Annotated in this window: 19 protein-coding genes and 3 pseudogenes; 12 read left to right on the plus strand and 10 right to left on the minus strand. The window is 71.2% G+C overall.

Annotated features, from left to right (window positions below; translation table 11 throughout):
• Positions 1-29: 29 nt before the first annotated feature.
• Positions 30-320, minus strand: coding sequence for a hypothetical protein (locus tag DFJ69_RS06690; protein ID WP_116021673.1), 291 nt, complete (start codon positions 318-320; stop codon positions 30-32).
• Between the two features lie 557 nt (positions 321-877).
• Here DFJ69_RS06690 and DFJ69_RS06695 point away from each other — a divergent pair.
• The 3 genes from DFJ69_RS06695 (at position 878) to DFJ69_RS06705 (ending at position 3,298) form a co-directional block, all read left to right on the plus strand.
• Entirely contained in the window at positions 878-1,240 is a 363-nt protein-coding gene (locus tag DFJ69_RS06695) for an STAS domain-containing protein (RefSeq protein WP_116021674.1), read from the plus strand.
• A 128-nt stretch (positions 1,241-1,368) separates the two neighbouring features.
• Positions 1,369-1,869 carry a hypothetical protein gene (locus DFJ69_RS06700; RefSeq protein WP_116021675.1) on the plus strand — a complete coding sequence of 167 codons (501 nt, stop codon included), beginning with the start codon at positions 1,369-1,371 and terminating at the stop codon, positions 1,867-1,869.
• Between the two features lie 160 nt (positions 1,870-2,029).
• On the plus strand, positions 2,030-3,298 hold the full coding sequence (locus DFJ69_RS06705) for a cation:proton antiporter (RefSeq protein WP_116021676.1): 1,269 nt from the start codon (positions 2,030-2,032) through the stop codon (positions 3,296-3,298).
• Between the two features lie 443 nt (positions 3,299-3,741).
• On the opposite strand, the gene DFJ69_RS06710 is transcribed toward DFJ69_RS06705, so the two are convergent.
• Positions 3,742-4,098 (minus strand): hypothetical protein, encoded by a 357-nt coding sequence (locus tag DFJ69_RS06710; RefSeq protein ID WP_211328531.1) that lies wholly within the window; start codon positions 4,096-4,098, stop codon positions 3,742-3,744.
• Positions 4,099-4,230: 132 nt separating this feature from the next.
• On the opposite strand from DFJ69_RS06710, the gene DFJ69_RS06715 reads away from it, so the two are divergent.
• Entirely contained in the window at positions 4,231-5,199 is a 969-nt protein-coding gene (locus tag DFJ69_RS06715) for an alpha/beta fold hydrolase (RefSeq protein WP_245974085.1), read from the plus strand.
• 226 nt (positions 5,200-5,425) lie between these two features.
• Here DFJ69_RS06715 and DFJ69_RS36090 read toward each other — a convergent pair whose 3' ends face one another.
• Both DFJ69_RS36090 and DFJ69_RS06725 read right to left on the minus strand, forming a co-directional pair.
• Positions 5,426-5,554, minus strand: a complete 129-nt coding sequence (locus DFJ69_RS36090; RefSeq protein ID WP_281275820.1) for a hypothetical protein — start codon at positions 5,552-5,554, stop codon at positions 5,426-5,428.
• A gap of 38 nt (positions 5,555-5,592) precedes the next feature.
• On the minus strand, positions 5,593-7,605 hold the full coding sequence (locus DFJ69_RS06725) for an ATP-binding protein (RefSeq protein ID WP_116021677.1): 2,013 nt from the start codon (positions 7,603-7,605) through the stop codon (positions 5,593-5,595).
• Between the two features lie 143 nt (positions 7,606-7,748).
• On the opposite strand from DFJ69_RS06725, the gene DFJ69_RS06730 reads away from it, so the two are divergent.
• Positions 7,749-9,305, plus strand: coding sequence for a carboxylesterase/lipase family protein (locus DFJ69_RS06730; protein ID WP_116021678.1), 1,557 nt, complete (start codon positions 7,749-7,751; stop codon positions 9,303-9,305).
• 105 nt (positions 9,306-9,410) lie between these two features.
• Here the strand turns inward: DFJ69_RS06730 and DFJ69_RS06735 are convergent, their stop codons facing one another.
• Positions 9,411-11,033 (minus strand): DHA2 family efflux MFS transporter permease subunit, encoded by a 1,623-nt coding sequence (locus tag DFJ69_RS06735; RefSeq protein WP_116021679.1) that lies wholly within the window; start codon positions 11,031-11,033, stop codon positions 9,411-9,413.
• A gap of 93 nt (positions 11,034-11,126) precedes the next feature.
• Between DFJ69_RS06735 and DFJ69_RS06740 the strand changes: the two genes are divergently transcribed.
• Complete coding sequence (locus DFJ69_RS06740) at positions 11,127-11,618, plus strand: MarR family winged helix-turn-helix transcriptional regulator (RefSeq protein WP_116021680.1); 492 nt, start codon at positions 11,127-11,129, stop codon at positions 11,616-11,618.
• A gap of 222 nt (positions 11,619-11,840) precedes the next feature.
• Here DFJ69_RS06740 and DFJ69_RS06745 read toward each other — a convergent pair whose 3' ends face one another.
• Positions 11,841-13,073: a PucR family transcriptional regulator gene (locus DFJ69_RS06745; RefSeq protein WP_116021681.1), complete on the minus strand. Its 1,233-nt coding sequence runs from the start codon at positions 13,071-13,073 to the stop codon at positions 11,841-11,843.
• A 140-nt stretch (positions 13,074-13,213) separates the two neighbouring features.
• On the opposite strand from DFJ69_RS06745, the pseudogene DFJ69_RS06750 reads away from it, so the two are divergent.
• The 5 genes and pseudogenes from DFJ69_RS06750 to DFJ69_RS06765 all read left to right on the plus strand — a co-directional run.
• A pseudogene (locus tag DFJ69_RS06750) lies at positions 13,214-13,897 on the plus strand (AMP-binding protein); the annotation flags it as partial.
• A pseudogene (locus DFJ69_RS36425) lies at positions 13,891-14,076 on the plus strand (AMP-binding enzyme); the annotation flags it as partial. The pseudogenes DFJ69_RS06750 and DFJ69_RS36425, both read left to right, overlap by 7 nt.
• 102 nt (positions 14,077-14,178) lie before the next feature.
• Entirely contained in the window at positions 14,179-15,027 is an 849-nt protein-coding gene (locus tag DFJ69_RS06755) for an alpha/beta hydrolase (protein WP_116026450.1), read from the plus strand.
• A gap of 158 nt (positions 15,028-15,185) precedes the next feature.
• On the plus strand, positions 15,186-15,842 hold the full coding sequence (locus DFJ69_RS06760; RefSeq protein WP_245974086.1) for an ABC transporter substrate-binding protein: 657 nt from the start codon (positions 15,186-15,188) through the stop codon (positions 15,840-15,842).
• A 16-nt stretch (positions 15,843-15,858) separates the two neighbouring features.
• Positions 15,859-16,149: pseudogene (locus tag DFJ69_RS06765) on the plus strand (GNAT family N-acetyltransferase); the annotation flags it as partial.
• 280 nt (positions 16,150-16,429) lie between these two features.
• Here DFJ69_RS06765 and DFJ69_RS06770 read toward each other — a convergent pair.
• Entirely contained in the window at positions 16,430-17,293 is an 864-nt protein-coding gene (locus tag DFJ69_RS06770; RefSeq protein ID WP_116021682.1) for a helix-turn-helix transcriptional regulator, read from the minus strand.
• Positions 17,294-17,395: 102 nt separating this feature from the next.
• On the opposite strand from DFJ69_RS06770, the gene DFJ69_RS06775 reads away from it, so the two are divergent.
• Positions 17,396-18,145, plus strand: coding sequence for an SDR family oxidoreductase (locus DFJ69_RS06775; RefSeq protein ID WP_116021683.1), 750 nt, complete (start codon positions 17,396-17,398; stop codon positions 18,143-18,145).
• A 434-nt stretch (positions 18,146-18,579) separates the two neighbouring features.
• On the opposite strand, the gene DFJ69_RS06780 is transcribed toward DFJ69_RS06775, so the two are convergent.
• The 3 genes from DFJ69_RS06780 to dapE all read right to left on the minus strand — a co-directional run bounded on the left by DFJ69_RS06780 (position 18,580) and on the right by dapE (position 22,173).
• On the minus strand, positions 18,580-19,380 hold the full coding sequence (locus DFJ69_RS06780; RefSeq protein ID WP_211328532.1) for an LOG family protein: 801 nt from the start codon (positions 19,378-19,380) through the stop codon (positions 18,580-18,582).
• A gap of 63 nt (positions 19,381-19,443) precedes the next feature.
• Positions 19,444-21,027, minus strand: coding sequence for a serine/threonine protein kinase (locus tag DFJ69_RS36095; protein ID WP_116021684.1), 1,584 nt, complete (start codon positions 21,025-21,027; stop codon positions 19,444-19,446).
• An 87-nt stretch (positions 21,028-21,114) separates the two neighbouring features.
• Positions 21,115-22,173 carry a succinyl-diaminopimelate desuccinylase gene (gene dapE, locus DFJ69_RS06790; RefSeq protein ID WP_116021685.1) on the minus strand — a complete coding sequence of 353 codons (1,059 nt, stop codon included), beginning with the start codon at positions 22,171-22,173 and terminating at the stop codon, positions 21,115-21,117.
• Positions 22,174-22,219 lie beyond the last annotated feature (46 nt).

Here is a 22,219-nt window from a genome sequence, read left to right on the forward strand (position 1 = left end):
GGTGTGTGCTCGGGTCGTCCGTGAGTCGTTCACGGCCGGGTGGCGGTGCCGAGGAGGAGCCGGGCGGTCCTTTTGCCGGTCTGGGCGGCGTCGTGGTCGTTGTTGAGGTGGGCGGCGGTCACCGCGCCGTCGATGAGCTGGACCAGGTCGGGCCTGGATCGGGGGCCGAGCAGGCCGGGCCGCCGGGCCGGCCGTACTCGTGGACGGACGCGCGACCATGAGCACCCGACACGGTGAAGGGTCGCACGGCCCGGAGACGTCGATCGCGATCCGTTGACGCGCACCGGATGCGGCCGTTCCGTCACGACCCGGGTCGCCATGACCTGATCATGAAGAACGGCCGCATCGGGGTTTCCTCGTGCCGTAGACAAAAGCCATACTCCGTGGTTCTTCGGGCGGTCCGAGTTTCATCGTCGTTCATCGGGACAAACTCGGGATTCCACAGGGCACGGTGGTGTTCCGGCTCGCGTGCCGTCCACCGTGTCCCCCGTTGCTTGCCCAGTTCAGAGCCGAGGTGGCCCCTGACACGCTCGGCGGGTGGCGACCCGGCGGATGCGCCGTTAAGGTCGTTGCCTGGTGCGCCGGGAAGTCTGGTCGGCAAGTCCTCACCCGACGGTCCCGAAAGGCGAGAGGTGCACCCCACCGGCCCAGTAAGCCCACCGGGGCCAGACGCGCCGCGCGCTCCAGGTCATCGGGACGACCACGAGGCTTTCCCCGCGGACTGCACCACCGCCGCACTTTGGGGAGCGCACGCCGACAATTCGGTCGGAGCGACCCGCCCGACCGCGAAGGCGTTCTCGGGTGCGCGCCAGGGCCATGTCGTGACGAGGCCCTGTTCCGTCGCGCCGTCCAGACGATTCCGGAAAGGGAACCCGGCATGACCGTCCTCCCCGGAGCCTCCGCCGATGATGCGGGCAAAGACCGGTTCACCGTTTCGGCGGGCCTACGCGGGCGGTGGGTCACCGTCGAGGTCGTCGGAGACCTCGACATGGCCTCCGCCGAGACCCTCCACGACCGGCTGAGCGATGCCGTGCAGACCTCCCCGTGGATCGTGCTGGACGCCTCGCGCGTGACCTTCTGCGACTCGTCGGGTCTGAACGTGCTGATCCGGGCCTGGCGGACGGCCGAACGAGCCGGAGGGCGATTGGTGGTGCTGCGCCCCTCGGTCCACCTCCATCGCGTCCTGCAACTCACGGGGCTGGACCAACGACTGCCCATCGCCGACACCCCACCCGAATGAGGGAACGACGCCGCCGACGTCGGAGACATTGCAGAGGCACGAGCCGGACGCGACGACCATGGCCCTTGTGGCCCGCCGGACCGGCCCACCGACCGTTCGGCTGTTGAGCCCGCCGTTCGCGGATGTGAGTGTGGTGGGCGAAGGCGTTCTACCAGAGGCGGTTCGTGGTGGTCGGGTCGCGTTGGGCGTGGGTGTCGGGGTGGACCGCCGCGCTGGTGTTCCTGTCCGTTGCCGGGGTGCTGTTCCGCGGCGCGGTCCTGGAGGGGGCGGCGACGCGGCGGGCGGCGCAGGGTGACGGCCGGCCGGGGGTTTTCGTGGTGGAGACCTGGCGTTGTTCTCGTACGTGTTCGTGGTACGGCTCGTTCGTTCCGCAGGGCGATGTCGCTGTCGTCGATCGGGAGGTCGAGCTGCGAGGTGCCGACGAGGACGGCTTGGAGGCGGGGAGGCGCGTTCGCGCCCTCGATGTCGGTGCCGACGGGTTCGTGCATGCCGTGGGCGGCTCGCCGGAGTGGGGGGCGATGATCGCCCAGTCGATGGGGACCGTCATCTGCGGCGTCATCGGGATCGCCGCGTTGGTCTCCTCCTGTCGCGTCACCGTGGCGTACCGGCGAGATCCGCGTCGGCGGTGACCACCTTCGGGGTGTGTCGTCGGCGAGGCCACCGGGGATGGGCTGGCCGGTGTGCCGGCTGTCCGGTTAGGGTCATGTCCCGGTGAGCCGGGAAGCCTGGTCGGCATGTCCTGTCCGACGTGCCACAGGTGGCTGAACCCGGGAAGGCGCCGACGCGCCCATGAGTGCTCTGCTGACCGCGTTCGCGGTGCTGTTGCTGGTGGCGGTGCTGATCTCCAGCCTCGCCCATCGCACGATCTTGTCCACGGCCGCGTTGTTCCTCGTCGGCGGATTCCTGCTGGGAGACGGCGTCGGCGGCGTGGTGGTGCTGCGGCCGGGCGATCCGGTGGTGGCGACGCTGGCGGAGCTGGCGCTGTTCGCGGTGCTGTTCACCGACGGGATGCACGCCGGATGGCCGGACCTGCGCAGCGCCTGGCGGCTGCCCGGCCGGGCGCTGGGTTGGGGGCTGCCGCTGACCCTCCTGGTGACCGCCCTGCTCGCCCGCTACATCGTGGGCCTGGGCTGGACGGAATCGCTGCTGATCGCGGCGGTCCTCACCCCCACCGACCCGGTGTTCGCCGCGGCGTTGGTCGGCAACGAGCGGGTCCCGCCGCGGCTGCGGCATCTGCTGAACGTGGAGTCCGGCGTCAACGACGGCCTCATCCTGCCGTTCGTAGTGCTGTTCCTGGCCATCGCCCAAGGCTCCGACGACCTGCACTTGGGCGAGCTGGGCGGCGAACTCGCGCTCGGCCTGGTCATCGGGGTGGCGGTCCCGTGGGCGGCGATCATGCTGGAACGCACCCGGCTGTTCGCGATCTCCGCCAAGTACGAGCCGCTGAACGCGGTCGCCATCGGGCTGCTGGTCCTCGCGCTCGGCAAGGCGACCCACGGCAACCTGTTCCTTGCCGCGTTCGCCGCCGGTGTCACGGTCGCGACCATCGGACAACAGCACCGCGAGGCGTTCGAGCAGTTCGGCGAGCTGATCGCCGAACTCCTCAAGCTGGCGGCGCTGCTGGTGTTCGGGGCGCTGCTGTCCCCGACGTTCCTGGGCGACGTCGGCTGGGCCGGCTGGCTGTTCGCCCTCCTGGCCCTGATCGTCGCGCGGCCGGTGGCCATCTGGGTGTCGTTCCTGCGTTCGGGGCTGACCGCCCGCGAACAGGCCGCGGTCATGTGGTTCGGCCCCAAGGGCTTCGCATCGGTCGTCTACGGCCTGCTGGTGCTCGAGTCGGGCATCCCCGCAGCCGACGAGATCTTCCACCTCGTCGCGGCGACCATCGCCCTGTCCATCCTGGCCCACTCCTCCACCGACGTCGTCGTGGCCCGCGGCTTCGACGACGAACGCGAGACCCCCACCTGGCACGGCCGCCTCCGCTCCCTCCTGCACACCCCGGGCGGGCAGGCCGAGGAGAACGACCCCGCCGTACGGCGGCCCGACGACGACGGACCATGACCGGTTCCGTGGGACGCCACGGAGGCCGCAGGCGCGTCGAAGAAACGGCGCCGACCGGAACGAGCCGTTGCGGACCGGTCGGACCGGCTGAGGTTTCGAGACGGAGGCAGGACAGGGTGGGGGCCGTTCCCCGCAACCAAGGCGTCGGGCCCATCGGACCCACGTCGTTGGCCGAGGGAGGCCACCGGGGAGGCATGGCGTCACCCGCGGTTGGCCTTAAAAGGCGTGTCAGGTCGAGGGCCTCGCGTGGTGTGCCGGGAAGCCTGGTCGGCGGTGTGTCCGCCCGCGACCGAAGGTGCCGCCGATGCTGCTCTCCCTCGTCCTGCTGCTCGCAGGTCTTCCCCTGCTCGCCGTGGCCGCCGATCACCTGGTGCCGGGCGCGGCGAAGGCCACCGCGGGTACCTACAGGGTCTTCTCCCGCAGGCCGACCTCGCGGCGTGCGATCAGCCGGTCGATCTCCAGCCTGGAGCGGGCCGGAGTCTCCGAATCGGGGACGGGCGGCCGTTCGGTCCAGGCGGGACGGCCGGGGCTTCGTGCCCGCGCATCCGGCACCGGGCGAGCCAGGAACCGACCGAGGCGCGGCGGGTGTTGACCGCCGCGCCTCCCCGCAGCAACTCCAGCGCCTCGCCGATCTCCTCGTCGGCCACCGACGCCGGGGGCCGGGCCTCGCCGTGCCGCTCGGCGGTCTTGCCGATTCGGTTGCCGCGCCCACCCGAGCCGCTGATGGCGCCGGGTACCTCCCGCAGCCGACCTCCTGATCCTCGACCGAACGTGGGATCCACTTCGCTGCGCAAGTACATGCCCGAGGGCTCCTGGCACAGAGAAGGGTCCGCTCATGCCGCTCTCTTGGCGGTTCTGTTGCCGGAATGGCAACAGCGGTTGGGTAGGCCCACCTTGATCGTTGAGGATGGCACGACCAGGGAACGAGGGGGTTGACGTTGAAGGTCGAGCACCGGATGGTGACCACGGAGGCCGGGCGCATCCATGTGGTGGAGCTGGGCGGCGGGCCGCTGGTGCTGCTCGTCCACGGGTTCCCCGAGTCGTGGTACTCGTGGCGGCGGCAGTTGCCGGTGCTCGCGGAGGCCGGTTACCGAGCGGTCGCGCTGGACGTGCGGGGATACGGGCGTTCGTCCAAGCCGCAGGAACCCGCCGCCTATCGGATGCTCGACCTGGTCGCCGACAACGTCGCGGTGGTCCACGCTTCGGGCGAGGCCTCGGCGGTCATCATCGGCCATGACTGGGGAGCGACGATCGCGGCGCAGTCCGCGCTGGTCGCGCCCGAGGTGTTCCGGGCCGTCGGCCTGCTGAGCGTTCCCTACACTCCGCCGGGCGGGCCACGGCCCAGCGAGGTGTTCGCGAACATGGGCGGTGATCAGGAGTTCTACGTCTCCTACTTCCAGGAGCCCGGACGGGCCGAGGCCGAGATCGAACCCGACGTCCGCGGCTGGCTCGCCGGTTTCTACCGTGCCCTGTCGGCCGACACGATGCCCGGCCCCGACGAGCCCGACCCCCACTTCGTCACCAAGGACGGCGGCACGCTGCGCGAACGGTTCCCCACCGGCCCGCTACCGTCCTGGCTGTCGCAGGAGGATTTCGACTTCTACGCCGCCGAGTTCGAACGGACCGGACTGACCGGCGGCCTCAACCGCTACCGGAACATGGATCGTGACTGGGAGGACCTCAACCCGTACGCCGGAGCGCCGATCGCCCAGCCGTCTGTGTTCCTGGGCGGCACCCGCGACGCCTCCACGATGTGGCTGGCCGACGCCATCGACGCCTACCCCGAGACCCTGCCCGGCCTCACCGCAAGCCACCTGCTGGACGGCTGCGGCCACTGGATCCAGCAAGAACGCCCCGACGAGGTCAACGGGGCGCTGCTCGAGTTCCTCAGCGCGCTCTGAAGGGGAGTTTCGTCCTCCATCTCCAAGCTCAGAGGTCACGCCAGGTGGGGGTGGATCCGGTGAGTCGGCGGGTCATGAGGTCGATCATCGCCATGTGGATCACGGCTTCGGAGTGGGCGCGCAAGGTCTCGTAGTCGGACGGATCCCTCTCGCGGCACTGACCGGGGTACTGCCCGCCACCACCGTTCGAATGATCGAGGTCGGCTCCCTGCACGCCATCGCCCGCCTACGCCAACGCGGCATCACCGTCCTGCCGTCCGGAATCCACCCCCACCACGACCACACCCTCGCCGACGAACTCCGCCGCGATGGCCTCCTCTTCCCCGACACCCCCGCCGCCATCACACACGCCCACCAACACCCCGCCGACTTGCCGTACGTCTGCTCCGATGGTCAGGGGTGGTTGAGGGTGGTGTCGCGTTCTCGGGCCCAGAGGAGGTCGGTCAGGAGGGTGATGGCGGCGGTGAGGTGGCGGCGGTAGGTGCTCAGGGAGAGGTTGAGGGTCTCGGCGGCGCGTTCCTGGGTGGGGGCCGGGTGTAGGTAGGTGCGGTCCAGGGCCAGGTGGAGGCGCTCGTGGCGGGGGGTGGCGCCTATCTCCGCGATGAGGGTCCGGAGGATGGTCTGCAAGGTGGTGGGGTCGGCAGAGGTGACCTGGCGTAGGCGCATCAGGGGGTTGGTGGCCAGGCGTTCGGGGGCGTGGAGGTCGCGTAGGGCGGCGCGGACGGCGGCGGTGATGTCCTCATAGGAGGAGTGGGTGGGTTGTTCGTCGGCGGGTTCGGTGAGGCCGAGGTCTCGGTCTCCGAGCATGGCGACCCAACTCTGGGGGGTACGGCCACGCCAGTCGCGGGCGTACACGGTGAAGTGCGCGTCGCCTATCCGGTAGTCGGCCTCGGGGAGGCGGTGGTAGCCGATGTGCTCCATTACGGGGGCGTGGTGCTCGCCGTCTCGCAGGGAGGCGATGAAGTCGAACGCCAGGTCGGGATTGCGGAGGATGCGTTGCGTGTGCATGGCCGAGGCGACGTTCCGGGACGCCGAGGGGCCCTGGTAGTGGTCGCGGTCGATGAGGGCCCGGCCCATGGCGACCTGCTCGCCGGGGGCCAAAGGGCCGTGGGAGGTCACGTGGGCCCAGGCCGCCGCCGTGGCCGGGTCGGCGGTGAGGTCGGCGGCGCTCATCTCGTCCAGGCGCAGGAGGACACCGAAGCCCTGCGGCTCGCGGGCCCCGGCGCGGAACGCGAAGACCTGAGCCGCCGGGTGGTCGAGGTAGCGGGCGATGATCGCGGCCGTCTCCGCGTTCTCGTGCCGGGCCGTCATGTCGAGGATCGCGGCGTGGTCTTCGGGTGTCACCCGATCGGCGTACGCCGCGCCCAGCGTGTCCCAGTCCCAGAAGGGGCGGATGACGGGATGGGTCCGGGCCAGGAAGCTGGCGTCGGTGATCCATCGGGCCTGCTGCCGGCCGGTGGTGACGTTCACCCGGTCCAGCAGGTGGGCGCGGATCCCGCGATGCAGGTCCGTGAACGTCTGGGGGTCGCGCCAGCGCAGATCGGCGGAGATCACGTCGCGGACGAGGTCGTGCGGGAACACCCCGAGTTCGCCCCGTTCGATGAACGGCAGCCCGCACAGCCACGCAAAGACGTCCTCGACGGTCCCGCCGAGCGCGGCGCGCAGCAACGGCTCGGTGGTGAACCGGGCGTGCGCGCAGGCTTGGAGCGCGCGGCGATGGCGTTCGCCCGGCGCGTCCGCGATGAAGCATTGCGCGAGCCGGGTGACGAGGTCGGGCGAGCCGGTGAGGTCGTCGCCGCCGTTCGGGTCCCGGCGGAGCAGGTCCGTGAGCAGCACCAGGGCCAAGGGGTGGCCGTGCGTGACCGCCGCGAGTCGTTCGTGCTTGCGCGGTTCGAGGCCGGCGGCCTTGGCGTACGCCTCGATCTCCTCGGGGGTGAGGTTCTCCAGCTTGAGCGTGTGCAGGAGGTCGCGCCAGCCGGGGTCGGCGGACCAGCCGGGGGACGGCGGGTTGCGGCCGGCGATCACCACGATCGTGTCGGAACGCAGCCCGGGGATCAGCACCTCGCGGATCCAGCCGTCCAGCGCGGCGATCGCCTCGTAGGTGTCGACCAGCAGGACGGCCCGGCTCTCGGCCGGCAGGTCCATGGCGGCGGCGAATGATTCGGGCGACAGGTCGAGGGCCCGGCCGTCCACCCTCACCGGTACGGCCCCGGCCTCCGTCGCGATCCCCGCGAACGCCCCGAGCAGCGCCGACTTGCCCACACCGCCGGGGCCGTGCACGTACAGGACGGTGAAGGGGGGCTCGGGCGAACGCAGCGCCTCCCGCAACACCGCCCGCTCGGTGGCCCGGCCGACGAAGCGCCGAGCCCGTGCCTCTTCCAGTCGCGCCGCGACCGTGCGTTCCATGGACCCGAAAACTAGCGGGTGCGCACTCCGCCGGAAAGGTCTCCGACTCACCCGATATGACCACCGATTGACGTGTGATCGACCTGGAACCTGAACGTCTCGAAACCCCATGCTGTCCCTCCGTTCTCCGAAGGAGGAGCCGTATGACGAGACGTCTCCGGCGGTCGGTGTGGGCCGCCGTCGCCACCTGCGCCGCCGTCCTGGCGACCGGCGGCGCGGCCCACGCCGGGCCGACACCGGACGTGATCAAGACCGGATCGGGGGCCGTCCGGGGGTCGGCGGGCACCTACCTGGCGATTCCGTACGCCGCCGCCCCCGTCGGGGACCTGCGTTGGAAGGCCCCGCAGTCCGCGCCGGCCTGGTCCGGGGTCCGCGACGGCACCCGCCCGCCGGCCGCCTGCCCTCAGCCCAAGGTCGAGACGATCAGCGAGGACTGTCTCTACCTGAACGTCTACACGCCCTCCCGTGGGGGGAAGCGGAAGCCCGTCATCGTATGGCTGCACGGAGGCGCCAACACCAGCGGCCACAGCACCCAGTACCCCGCCGACACCTTGGCGGACAGGACCGGCAGCGTCGTGGTCACGGTGAACTACCGGCTCGGCCCGCTGGGCTTCCTCACGCTCCCCGGCCTCCAGGCGGAGAACGCCGCGCTCAACCACGGGATCCAGGACCAGCAGGCGGCACTGCGCTGGGTACGGCGCAACATCGGGGCGTTCGGCGGCGACCGGACCCGGGTGACGCTGTCGGGCGAGTCCGCCGGGTCCATCGACACGTGCATCAACATGGTCTCGCCCTCGGCCGCCGGGCTGATGCACCGGGCGATCCTCCAGAGCGGTCCCTGTAGCCAGGCCACGCAGAACGGCACCATGGAACAGGCGACCGCCCGGAGTCAGACCTACGCGACCGGACTCGGCTGCCCCGCCGGACCGGAGCAGATCGCGTGCCTGCGCGGTAAGAGCGTGTCGGAACTGCTCTCCATCCAGCCCCCTCCGGGGACCCTGCCGGTCTGGACGCCGGTGATCGACGGCCGGATCATCCCCGCCCACCCGCAGGCCCTGATCGAGTCGGGTCGGCTACCGCGCATCCCCGTGATGGTCGGCCACACCCGCGACGAGGGCCGCTTCATCACGGCCCTCCAGTACCAGTCGGTGGGCGACACCCTCACCGAGGACGAGTACCGGCAACTCCTGACCGCCGCCGTCGGCCCCCAGGCGGCCCTCCTCCTCGGTCAGGTCTACTCGTCCACCAGGTACGGAAGCCCGGAGAAGGCGCTGGCCGCCCTCTTCACCGACAACCTCTTCGCCTGCCCCAACATCCGGACGGCTCGTGCGTTGTCCACGAAGACCCGGACGTTCGCCTACCGGTTCAGCGACCCCAATCCCCCGGTCTGGGACCTGGTGCCTCCGAACTCGGTCGACCTGGGCGCCTACCACGGCTCGGAGTTGCCCTTCCTGTTCGACATCACCACCACGCCACCGTTCACGACGGCCCAGAGCGCGTTGTCCGAGCAGATGATGCATTACTGGGGCAACTTCGCCGCGACCGGCAATCCCAACATCGGCGTCCGGAGCCCCCTGTGGCCCCGATTCGACTCCACCACCCCGTGGCGCGATCTCAAGCCCGGGGCGAACGAGACGCTGCCATTCGACGCCCTCCGCAATGAACACAACTGCGGGGTGTGGGACGCCCTCGGCTCCTAGCGCGAGGCATTCGGTGCGCCCGAGAGGTCATCGGGCGCACCGACTTCCTTCTCCGGTGTCGGGACCGTGGGCGGGTGACGGTGATCTCGATGACCCGTGGCCGGATCACACGTGTGCGGCTTGGGGTCGGGGCGTGTCCTGGTCGTCTTGGTCCCCCTGTTCGGACCTGGGGATCAGGATCGTCGCGATCAGCCCCAGCAGGACGAAGCCCGCGCCCAGGTAACCGCCCAGGGTGATGCCGTCGGTCATCGCGGTGCGGCCGGCTTCGGCGACCGCCCGGGTCTGCGGCTGGGAGGCGAACCCCTCGATGGCGGCGCCCGCGCTGTCGGTGATGGCGTGGCTGTACTGGTCGGCCTGGATTGCGGGCACCGCGTCGCTCTTGAGCCGGTCGTGGACCTGGGAGCCGAGCGTGGTGAAGAACACCGTGGTCAGGACCGCGATGCCCAGTGCGGAGCCCAACTGGCGGAAGGCGCTCTGGATGCCGGAGGCCTGGCCGCCGCTGCTTTCGGGGATCTTCGCGAGCACCACGTTGGTGACCTGAGCGGTCGCGAACCCGACGCCCGCGCCGTACACGCCGAGGATCAGCGCGATCGACCACCACGAACTCCCGGTGGAGGCGAACAGTCCGAGCGCGCCCAGACCCACGACCTCCAGCGCGAGACCGAGACGGAGCATCGCCAGAGGTGAGACCTTCCCGGCCATGCCGAAACTCGCGCCGCTGGCGACGAAGCTGCCGATGGCGATCGGCAGGAGTGCCAGCCCGGACTGCAGGGCGCTGTAGCCGAGGGTGAATTGCAGCCACAGCGGGAGGACGGCCACGATCCCGAACTCGCCGAGCCCGATGATCAGGGTGGCGATGTTGCCGTTGCGGAAGGACGCTCGCTTGAACAGGCCGAGGTCCATCAGCGCCTTGTCCGGGTTCGGGCCCCGGCGCAGCGCCGCCTGCCGCCACACGAACGCGCCCAGCGCCACGGCGGAACCGACCAGCGCGACCAGGACGGGCGAGGGCCCGCCGCTCCAGGTGAAACCGCCGATGTCCATCGGGTGGACGGTCGTGATCCAGCCGTAGGTGCGTCCCTCGACCAGACCGAAGGCCAGCAGGCCGAGGCCCAGTACGGAAAGGATCGCGCCGACCACATCGACCCGGCCGCCGGCGCGGGGCGAGGGCGCGATCCAGGCGACCACGCCGAAGACGATGATCACCGCGAGCGGCACGTTGATGCCGAACGCCCACCGCCACGAGGCGTGTTCGGCGAGCCAACCGCCGAGCAGCGGGCCGAGCGCGGCGGCGGCGCCGATGGTGGAGCCCCAGACCGCGAAGGCCCGGCCGCGCGCCTTGCCGGTGAAGTTGGCGTTGAGCAGGGAGAGGGAGGTCGGCAGCAGCATCGCCGCGCCGGCTCCCTGGAGGAAGCGGGCCACGATGAGCAGCCCGCCGCCGGGCGCCAGGCCGGCCAGGACGCTGGTGACGCCGAAGACCACGACACCCGCGACGAAGACGCGGCGGGCCCCGATGATGTCGGCGACCCGGCCCACGAGCAGCAGCAGCGCCGCGAACACGATGGCATAGGACTCCTGGATCCACTGCGCCTGAGTGGAGCCCGTGTCCAGATCCCCGATGATCGAGGGCATGATCACGTTCACGATCGTGGTGTCGACCACGATCAGCGCCACTCCCAGGGCGATGGCGATCAGCCCGAGCCATCGGCGGACGGTCGACGTCTCACCCATAGATTCCTCCACCATGAAGTAGTTACACCATGAAGGTAATTTGGGCGGCGATAGGTTGTCAAACGCAGACGCGACGGGAAGGGCGGAGACGGCATGAACGAGCCGCTGCTCCAGGCGCAGTACGAGCAGTTGCTGGAGAGCCTGCGCGCCTATGGCGCCATCTACCGGGAGTTCAGTCGCAGGTTCGCAGCCTGGCTGGGGCTGCACTCGACCGACGCCGAGGCCCTCATCGAGATCCTCGGCGCCGAGGAGCGTGGCGCCCTGCTGTCTCCGGCCCGGCTCAGTGAACGCATCGCCCTGTCCTCGGGTGCCACCACCGCCCTGCTGAACCGCCTGGAGCGGGCCGGGCACGTCGTCCGCACCCGCGAGACCGCAGACCGTCGCGTCGTCACGCTGCGCAGCAGTCCGCGCGTCCAGGATCTGGCGGACGAGTTCTTCGGGCCCCTGGCCGGACGGGTCGATGAGGTCATGTCCCAGTACCCGCCCGAACTCCTGGAACGGTTCGAGACGTTCCTGACCGAGCTGCGCGGCGCGATGGACGCCCAACTCGCCGCCGAGCCACCCCGCCCGCCATCGGCACCCTGAGACCGGTCCGGGCACCCGTCATCGACGTGCTCGCCCTCTGACCGGGCCTTGCCCCAGCAGTGGGAACGCCGCAAACGTCCAGTACCCGCCGAGCGCCCTTGGTGCGCGCGGGACCGCGCCCCCGCGCGTCGGATCCGGCCGCCGCCGTCCGGAGCGCCGATGTCGGCCGGGAGGTGCCGCGCCTGCTGGGGAACGTGGCGGCCCACGACCCACGGCAAGGCCCTAGAGCCTCGGCGAACCGCCGCGTTCTCGGCTTTGGGAGGTGGGCTCCGTGCGGGAGATGAGGGGAAGGGCCTGCAACGCCGCGCCCAGGTCCAGGATCGCTTGAGGCGCGGTGAGGGAACGGCCGGTGAGTTCTTCGATGCGGCGCAGGCGATAGCGGACGGTGTTGGCGTGAACGAACATGCGGCGGCCGGTCTCGGCCGCCGAGCCGTCGGCCGCGTACCACTGCTCCAGGGTCTCCAGGAGGCGGGCCCTCTCCTGGTGGGGCAGGTTCAAGACGGCGCCCAGACGCAGCCGGACCATCCGTTCCGCCTCGACCGGGGCGGCGGCGACGAGCATGGCGAGCGGGTCGTCGTCGAAGCGGGCGACGCCCGAGGCGCGCCCGCGAAGGCCCGCCAGGGCCAGGCGGGCGAAACGCAGGGCCTGCGGGGTCTCGGTGAGGGATTCGTAGGGCGGACTCACCCCCACCCTTGCCCGGTGCCTGCGCAGCGCCTTGACCGCTGCGGCCTCATGGGCCGGAGGGAGGGACATCACGCCGATCTGCTGGTCGGGCAGCAGCCGCCAGGCGGACGGGACCTGCGCGGTGCGCAGGGCGGCCTCGATGCCGGGCAGGGCCTCACGCCCCGGGGCCGGCACGTCGGCGGCCACGACGACGAAACGGCCCGCGCCGGGAAGACCGAGGATGCGGCTCGCCTCGCCCAGCGTGCGGTGATCGGCGAGGACCCCGGTGAACAGCGCCTCGACGAGCACGGACCGTTCGTGCTCGCGTTGCAGCATCAGCTCGGACGTCATCTCGCGGTAGGCGACGGCCACCGCGACCGAGTACTCCCCGGCCAACCACCACACCTCGGCCGCCAACGAGACCAGCATGGCGTCGGTCACCGCGGGATGCCGGTGCGCCTCGGCGACCAGCTCCGACCAGAGGAACTCGAACCCGATCCGGTAGGCGTGCAGCGTCTCGGCCAAGGGCACGCCCTGCCGGGCCCGGAGCCGACCGGTCTCCTCCGGCGGCCCGGCGTCGACCGGATCGGTGGAGGTGAAGTGTCGGACCATCAGCCGCAGATTGCGGATGCACGAGGTGCGGATGGAGTCGAACGGGACCTGGGCCTCGTTGCGGTACGTCTCGATCTCCGCCCTGAACCGCAGGGCCATGCGCTCGCCCAGCTCGTCGATGTTCCCCAGCAGGACCGAGGCCACCTCGACCACCGCCTCCGGCGGTGCGGAACGTGCCATTTGCCCAGCTTACAGCCGGTGTGATTGTGGCCGAGGACAATGCCGCCGCAGGGACGTTGTCAACGCGACCATGGAATGACCCCGGGGTACGGAGTGAGGATGTGGGCCACCTCACAACGGCACTTTTCGGGAGGCCGACCATGTCCGACCCGGCGACGTCCCCGCCGCCGTCCGAGCCCGTGGCGTCCAGCCTGACGGCGCACCTGCTCGACTCGGCCCGGCGGTACCCGGACCGGCCGGCCCTGCGGCTGGGCGCGACGACCGTGACCTACGGGCGGCTCGACGAGCGGTCGGCGCGGGTGGCCGCGATGCTGCGTTCGCGCGGGATCGCGCACGGCGACCGGGTCGCGCTGATGCTGCCCAACGTGCCCGAGTTCGTCGCCCTCTACCACGGGGTGCTGAGGGCGGGCGGGGTCGTCGTCCCGATGAACCCGCTCCTGAAGGTCCGTGAGGTGGAGCACCACCTGAGGGACTCCGGCGCTTCGCTGATCTTCGTCCGGCGGGACGGCCCCCGCAAAGGTTCGCAGGGCGCGGCGGCGGCCGGCGTCCCCGCGCTCGACGCGGACCCGGCCGTCCTGGCCGCCCTCCTCGCACGGCACGACCCGTACGGGACGGACGACCTCGCCGAGGACCACCGCGCGGAGGACCTCGCGGTCATCCTCTACACCTCGGGCACCACCGGGAGTCCCAAGGGCGCTGCCCTCACCCACAGCGGGCTGGCCCACAACACCTCGGTCTACGCCTCCCAGGTTCAGGCGCTGACCTCCGACGATGTGATCCTGGGCTGCCTGCCGCTCTTTCACACCTTCGGGCAGACCTGCGCGATGAACGCCGCCGTCTACGCCGGCGCGTCGCTGAGCATCCCGACGTCGCGCAGGCCGCCGTCCTCGGCGTCCCCGACGACCACCTCGGCGAGGAGGTCGCCGCCGCGATCGTGCTGCGGCCCGGCGCCCGCGCGACGGCCGGGGACCTGCGGGAGTTCGTCAGGCGGCGCGTCGCCGCCTACAAGTACCCCCGGCACGTCTGGCTCATGGACGGCCTGCCCGTCGGCCCCAGCGGCAAGATCCTCAAGCGCGCCATCACACCTCCACGGAAGGAGTCGACCATGTTCACCTTCACCGGCGAGGACGGCCTGACGGTCCACGTCCACGGCTGGGTCCCCGACGGCCCGCCGCGCGCCGTCGTCCAGATCGCCCACGGCATGGGAGAGCACGCGCTCCGGTACGCGCCGCTCGCCCGGGAACTGAACGCCGCCGGGTACGCGGTGTACGCCAACGACCATCGGGGCCACGGCGCCACCATGCGGCCCGGCCGGCCCGGCGCCCTGGACGACGACGGCTGGGACCTGCTCGTGGACGACATGGCGGCGCTCACCCGGATCCTCCATGAGCGCCATCCCGGTCTCCCGGTGGTCCTGCTCGGGCACAGCCTCGGATCGTTCGCCGCCCAGCAGTACATCCTGGACCGTTCCGGCCTGGTCAACGCGGTGGCGTTGTCCGGCACCACAGCCGTCGACGGGCTCTTCGCGTTCCTCGCCGAGGCCGGCGGCGATGTGATGGGAGCCTTCAACGCGGCGTTCCAGCCCGCCCGCACCGAGGCGGACTGGCTCAGCCGCGACGAGGCCCAGGTGGACCTCTACATCGCCGACCCGCTGTGCGGCTTCACCCTCGACGAACCGTCCATGAACGGCCTGGCCGCCGCCGCGGTCGACCGGCTCGCCGAGCCCGCCGGCATCCCCGCCGACCTGCCGATGTACGTGCTGGTCGGCGAACACGACCCGCTCAACCGGGGCCTGGAGCTCAGCGACCTGGCGGTCGAGCGCTATCGCCGGGCCGGGCTCACCGACATCACGTACCGCACCTACCCCGACGCCCGGCACGAGTTGTTCAACGAGACCAACCGCGCCGAGGTCGTCACCGACCTCATCGCCTGGCTCGACCGCGTCACCGGCTGAACCGCCCGCACCTTCCACCCCGGCTCAATTCACGTTCCGCCCCGCGGAGCTTTCGTCAGCCCTCAAGAACGACAGCAGCACTGATCACCACCTCGCTCGTCCTCCTCTCCGCCGCGTGCGGCACGGGCGGCGACGGTGCGGGCGGGGGCGAAGGCCGCGTGAAGGTCGGCGCGATCCTGTCGATGTCCGGTGTCTACTCCACCCTCGGCCCGGCGCAGAAGAAGGCCCTCACCATGGGCGTCGAGGCGCTCAACAGGACGGGCTTCACCGTCGTCGGCAAGCGGCGGACGCTGGAGATCGCCTACGCCGACGACCGGTCCGACCCCGCCACCACCGGCGTGACCGCGCTGCGCGACATGAGCCAGGCCCAACGGCTGCCGGTGATCGCCTACGGGCTGGGCTCGGCGACCTACGTGCCGCAGCTCAAGCGCCGACCGGTGGCGATGATCAACATCCTGGACAGCAGCCACCCCAGCGTCATCACCGGCAACCCGCACCTGTCCCTCACCCGCGGCGGGTCCCCCACCTACGTGCCCGGCTGTCTGTACTACGCCAAGCGCAGGCTCGACACCAAGAAGATCTCGATCATCACCGCCAAGGGCGAGCCGTACGGCGAGGGCCTCACGCAGCTCGTGCGCGAGTCCGCCCGTGCCGAGGGCATCACGATCGGGGCGAGCAGCGAGTATCCGCTGGGCGCCACCGACTACAGCAACGCGATCAACACCGCAGTCGCGGCCGAGCCGGACGCGATCTACCTCAGCAGCGTCACCGGGGTGATCCTCCCGGTGCTCAAGCAGGTGCGGCAGTCCGGCTGACGTCACCCGGCAGGTCAGCACCGGCTCATGGCTCGGACGCGAGTTCCAGGGCAAGGGGTTGGGCGCCGAGATGCGCGCCGCGGTCCTGCTCCTGGCGTTCGCGGCGCCGGGAGCCGAATCGGCGACCACGAACGTGCACGCCGACAACCACGCTTCCCTGGGCGTGGGCCGCACGCTCGGCTACCGCGACAATGGCACCACCTTCGCCGTCGTGCGCGGAGCAAGGGTCACCGAGCGGCGCTTCACCTTGAGTCGAGATCAGCGGCCTCGAGACCTGCATGCAGATGCTGACCGGTCTGGAGTCTGACCGATGCCTCGCGGCTCAGCGTCGGCCCGCGCCTCTTCCCAAAGCCGGGCGAACAGCCGTTCCCGCGCGCCAACCAGCACGTCTTCTCCCCGGTCGGGCATCATCGGGCTGGACACACAGCCTTTCAAGGCTCTTCGCGGTTGAGGTGTGGATCTGGGCCGGCCGATGAGTGCCGTGCGGACGACAGGCACCTGCGTCCGGGCCGACAGCGGCATCACGCACCAAGGCCGGCGGCGCTGGAGCGTGACGATCGGCGGGTCGCGTCCATCGCTCGAGCGGTCTATCGGGCTGGTCCGGTTTGCATCGTCTGTGTGCCCACGACGGTGAGCAGCGCGAGTTTTTCGGCGGTGTCGGTTCCGGCGCGGGGGGTGAACCAGAGCAGCCGCTGGCGGTCGTCCTCGCTGAAGAGGCTGAGGCAGTTGAGGTCGAGCATGCCGACGGTGGGGTGGAGGATCCGTTTGCGTTCGTCTCTGCGCACCTGCACGTCCTGGTCGGCCCAGAGCGCGCGGAACTCCGGCGACCGCTGCAGTAGCTCGTCGACCAGCTCGGTCGCCTCGGTGTCGTCCGGGCTGCGTCGCCCGACCGCCGCGCGCAGGTCGGCGACGAACGAGCGTGACTGCGGGGCGAGGTCCTCGGGCGGGTAGATCCGCCGCGAGATCGGGTCGGTGAACCATCGGTGGATGAAGCTCGCCGCGCGACCGTGGTGGGTGGACAGGTCGCCGAGCATCGCGATGGCGAGCGGGTTCTGGACCAGCACGGTGTGCAGGTCGGTGCTCACCATCGCCGGGGTCTGGTCGATGCGTGTCAGCAGGTCGAGCATCGCGGGGTGGACGTGTGAGGCCGTCCCGCCCTGGTGCGGGATCGGGCGGTTGGCCAACCGGTACAGATGGTCGCGTTCGTCGCGGCTGAGGCGCAGGGCGCGGGCGAGCGCGGCGAGCATCTGGTCGGAGGGCTGCGAGCCGGCGCCGCGTTCGAGCTCGGTGTAGTACTCCACCGAGGCGCCGGCCAGAACGGCGACCTCGTCGCGACGCAGACCGGGGACGCGGCGCCGCGGGCCGGGCGCGAGCCCGACCTCCTCGGGGCGGATCCGCTCGCGGCGCGAACGCAGGAAGCCGCCGAGTTCGCGGTACCTGGTGTTCGACATGGGCACAGCCTCCCTTGGTCGGCGCCGCCGGTGCCAGGGGATGTCGTCCCCACCTTCGCGAGCAACTGTCGCGGGCCCGCGCCGCGCCGCACAGTGGACGCCATGAACACCTCACTCACCGACAGCGGCGCATCGCCGGTCGCCGGCAAGACGGTCCTGATCACCGGCGGTACGAGCGGGATCGGCGCCGCGACCGCCCGGCTCCTGCTCGCGCGCGGCCACCGGGTCGCCGTCACCGGACGCGACCCCGGTCGCCTCAAGGCCTTCCTCGACGAGGTAGGCCACGCCGACCGCGTCCTGGGCCTGGTGGCGGACGCCGGCGACCGGGACGCCACGAACGCGGCGGTCGCCGGCACGGTGGAACGCTTCGGGTCGCTGGACGCGGCGATCGCGAACGCGGGCGGCGCGTCCGCCGATCACTTCCGGACGGGCGGCGCCGGCGTCATAGACGACGGTGACCCGGACCTGTGGGCGCCGATGGTCCTGGCGAACGTGCTCGGCCCGGCCCTGCTCGCCAATGCCACCCTGCCCCACCTCGAGCGGTCCCGCGGCCGGCTGGTGCTCATCGGCAGCGTCGCCGGGATCAAGAACAGCCCGGGCAACCTCTACTCCGCCACCAAATGGGCGGTGGTCGGCCTCGCCGAGAACCTCCGCCTGCACGCCACGACCCGCGGCGTCGGAGTCACGGTCGTGAACCCGGGCATGATCGACACCGCGTTCTGGCACGGCCAGACTCCCCCCATCGCGATGAGCCCGGAACCGGTGGCCGAGGCGATCGGCTTCGCCCTCGACCAGCCCGCAGGCGTCGACCTCAACACCGTGACGATCCGCCCCATCGGCCAGCCCGTCTGACTCCGGGCGCGCGGCGTGCTCGTGCCGGTGATCTTCGATGGACCGCCGACACACCCGAGGCGCTGCCGGGTCATCGCCCTGCTCCCTGACGCTTTGGACGTCCAGCATGAGCAGTGGGAACGCCAACTGGGTCTTTGAACGATGCTCTCAGCACGAGCACTGGAGATCCTCCTGCCGTAGCCCGACGGCTTCGCCGATCACTGCCCTCCGGGCGGGACGACCGTGACGTTCCAGCACTGGCGAACCAGGCGAGACGCAGAGCGCCCGCCAAGACAGTTCCCATGTGCCGGGCCACTACAGCCGATCATGATGAAAAGCTCAGAATCGCCTGCTACCCCCGACTCGGCACCAGTGGCCACCACCAGACCCCCCGCTCTCCGAGGAAGGGCCCGGGACCATCACGGATAGAACGACAAAGAAGTCGATTCGTGAAATCAGGTGCCGGCCTCGTCCGAGGAGGCGCGGACGGCGGCCTCCTCCTCCAGGCGGCGAGCCTCCTCCTCGTGCGCCGCGACGATCACGCGCACGACGTCCTCGGGGTCGTCGGTGAGGTGGATCAGATCGAGGTCCTGCGGGGAGATCTTGCCGCTGACCAGCATGGAGTCCTTGATCCAGGCCAGCAGGCCGCCCCAGAAGGCGGTGCCGACGAGGACGATCGGGAAGCGGGTGATCTTCTTCGTCTGGACCAGCGTGACAGCCTCGAACAGCTCGTCCAAGGTGCCGAATCCACCGGGCAGCACGACGAAGGCCTGCGAGTACTTCACGAACATCGTCTTCCGGACGAAGAAGTACCGGAACTCCAAGCCGACCTCGACGTGGTCGTTCATGCGCTGTTCGAACGGCAGCTCGATGCCGAGGCCGACCGAGACGCCGCCGTTCTCGGCGGCACCCCGGTTGCCGGCCTCCATGATGCCGGGGCCGCCGCCGGTGACGACGGCGTAGCCGGCCTTGGCGAGCCGGGCTCCGATCTCGACGCCGAGGGCGTACTCCTCGGAGGCGGGGTCGGTGCGGGCGGAGCCGAACACGCTGACCGCCTTGCCCAGCTCGGCGAGCAGGCCGAAGCCCTCGACGAACTCCGCCTGGATGCGCAGCACCCGCCAGGGGTCGGCGTGCAGCCAGTCCGAGGGGCCCCTGGTGTCGAGGAGCCGCTCATCGGTCGTGGTACGGGGTATGGCCTTGCCCCGCAGCATCGCGGGGCCCTGCCGGTGCAGGCGGTCGGTCTTCTCGGCGTCCATGGGATCACGGTAGCCGGGATGGCGGCCCGATTTCAGACCGTTCCGGTGTGGTGGGCGATCTTCTCAGCAGCCCTTGACGGTGACGCTCCGGCTGGTGGCGTTCGGGGCGTGCGCGCGGACGGTGATCGTGTGCGCGCCCCGGGTGAGGTCCACCCAGGTGCTGCTGACGAGGTACGGGTCCGCCGTGAACTCGTATCTCTCCCCCGGCGTGCCGTCCAGGTCCACGGACCAGGTCACCTGCGTGGGGTTGCGGCTCGCGGTGAAGCCGTACCTGAGGCTCAGCCCGTCCTTGTAGCAGTCGCCGCTCTTCGCCGTCCCGATGGACATCGACGTGATCGCGACGGTCGGGCCGGTCCCACCGCCGCCGCCACCTCCTCCGTCGTCCCCGCCACCGCCGCCCCCGCCACCACCGCCGCCCGGCGGATCGTCGGGCCGGGGGGCGCCGGGGTCCTGGCCGTCCGGCCTCGGCCGTGTCGTCTTGCCGCCGCCTCCGGGTCGCGGGCTCGACGACGCGCCGCCGGACGGCCGAGGCGACGGGCTCGACGACGGGCCGGCGGTGCGGTCCCCCGGCCTCCCGCCCTTGGTCCCCGCTCCCGCCGCACCCGCCGCCGCCCCGGGGATCGGTTTCCCGTCCGAGCCGATCGCCTGCTCGCCCGGGCCCTTCTCGTTCTCGTCGGGCGACTGGAGCCACACGACTCCGCCGATCCCGAGCATCACCGCCAGCACCCCGGCCGCCGCCCCCAGGGGAACCAGGGCGCGCCGTCTCCGAGACGGGTCGGCAGGGGCGGGCCCCTGCGGGTGCCTCGCGGGCGGCGTCGGCGCGTTCCGTACGGGATCGTTCGCGAGAACGGGCCGGGAGCCGAGGAGGCGGAGCAGCACGTCCTGCATGGTGGGGCGGGCGGCGGGGTCCTTGGCCAGGCACGCCGTCACCGTGGACGCCAGGGGCTCGGGAAGGTCGCCGAGGTCGGGTTCGCCGTTCAGGACGCGGTTCATGATGGCGGGGAGGGAGTCCCTGCCGAACGGCGGGCGGCCGGTGGCGGCGAACGCCACGACGGCGGCCCACGCCCAGACGTCCATCGCCGGGCCGGAGGAGCGACCCGCGAACTGCTCGGGCGCCATGTAGGCGGGGGTGCCGATGATCCCGCTGGTGACGGTGAGGGGCGACTCGCTGTCACGGGCGATGCCGAAGTCGATGACCCGGGGGCCGTCGGGCCCGAGCATCACGTTGGAGGGCTTGAAGTCGCGGTGGACGATGCCCGCCCCATGGATGGCGGCCAGGGCCGTGGCCGTGGCGACGGCGAGCCTGCGCAGGGCCGGACCGCTGCGGGGCCCGGACTCTTGGAGCGAGGGACCGTCGATGTACTCGGTGACGATGTACGGCCGCGGCCCCTCCAGCGAGGCGTCCAAGACCTGCGCGATGCAGAACGGGTCGACCCGGGCGGCGGCGGCGATCTCCTTGGTGAACCGCTCTCGGACGCGGGGCTCGGCGGCGATCTCGGGGCGCAGCACCTTCACCGCGACGACGGTGCCGTCCTCGCCCGTCCCGAGGTAGACCACGCCCTGGCCGCCCATGCCGAGCCGTCCGGTCAGCCGGTACCCGCCCACCGCGGCCGGGTCGTCGGGGTGCAGCGGCTCGGCTCTCGACATCGGACGTGACTCCTGGGACCACAGTGAATTGGGAGGTTTCGCACCCTAGTACAGAGTGATCCACAATTCAGAATGATCGTCGGGCGCCTATTCCGTCAGCCAGGCGCGCAGCCGCTCCTCGCACTCGTGGATGCGGGGGATCTCGACGTACTCGTCCTTGGTGTGCGCGAGCGGCGGATCGCCGGGGCCGTAGTTGACCGCCGGGACGCCGAGCGCGGAGAAGCGGGCCACGTCGGTCCAGCCGAGCTTGGCGCGGGGCGTCCCGCCGACCGCCGCGACGAACGCCTCCGCCGCCGGATGGGTCAGGCCGGGGCGGGCGGCGTCGGACGCGTCCACCACCGTCACCTCGAACCCCGCGAACAGCCCGCGGAGGTACGACTCCGCCTCGGCGAGGGACTTGTCGGGGGCGAAACGGTGGTTGACCGTCACCACGCACTCGTCGGGAATGACGTTGCCCGCGACACCGCCGCGGACGAACACCGCGTTGAGGCCCTCGTGGTACTCCAGCCCGTCCACGACGGGCTTGCGCGGCTCGTACGCCCGCAGGACGTCGAGGATCTCCCCCGCCTTGTGGATGGCGTTGGACCCCATCCAGGCCCGCGCGCTGTGCGCCCGCTCACCGGGGGCGGTCACCTCGACGCGGAGGGTGCCCTGGCAGCCGCCCTCGATGACGGCGTGGGTCGGCTCCATGAGCACCGCGAAATCGCCGTGGAGCAGCTCGGGCCGCGCCTCGGCGAGCCTGAGCAGCCCGTTGCGGACGGCCTCGACCTCCTCGCACTCGTAGAAGAGGTACGTCACGTCGCGGGTCGGCTCGGGAACGGTGGCGGCGAGCTTCAGCATGACCGCGACACCGCTCTTCATGTCGGTGGTGCCGCACCCGTAGAGCCGGTCGCCCTCGACGCGGGAGGGCAGGTTGTCGTTCACCGGGACGGTGTCGAGGTGCCCGGCGATGACGACGCGTTCCGCACGGCCGAGCGCGGTCCGCGCGATCACCGTGTCGCCGTCCCGCTCGACGGTCAGATGCGGCAGGGGCCGGAGCGCCTCCTCGACGGCCTCCGCCAACGCCTGCTCGTGGCCGCTCACCGACTCGATGTCGACGATCGCCGCCGTCAGTTCCGCGACGTCGCCCCACAGGTCCAGACCCATGCGCCGACCCTATCCGGCCGGGGTGATACTGGAACGAGGAAGAGCG

It is taken from the genome of Thermomonospora umbrina, from assembly GCF_003386555.1.
GTDB classification, from domain to species: Bacteria; Actinomycetota; Actinomycetes; order Streptosporangiales; family Streptosporangiaceae; genus Thermomonospora; species Thermomonospora umbrina.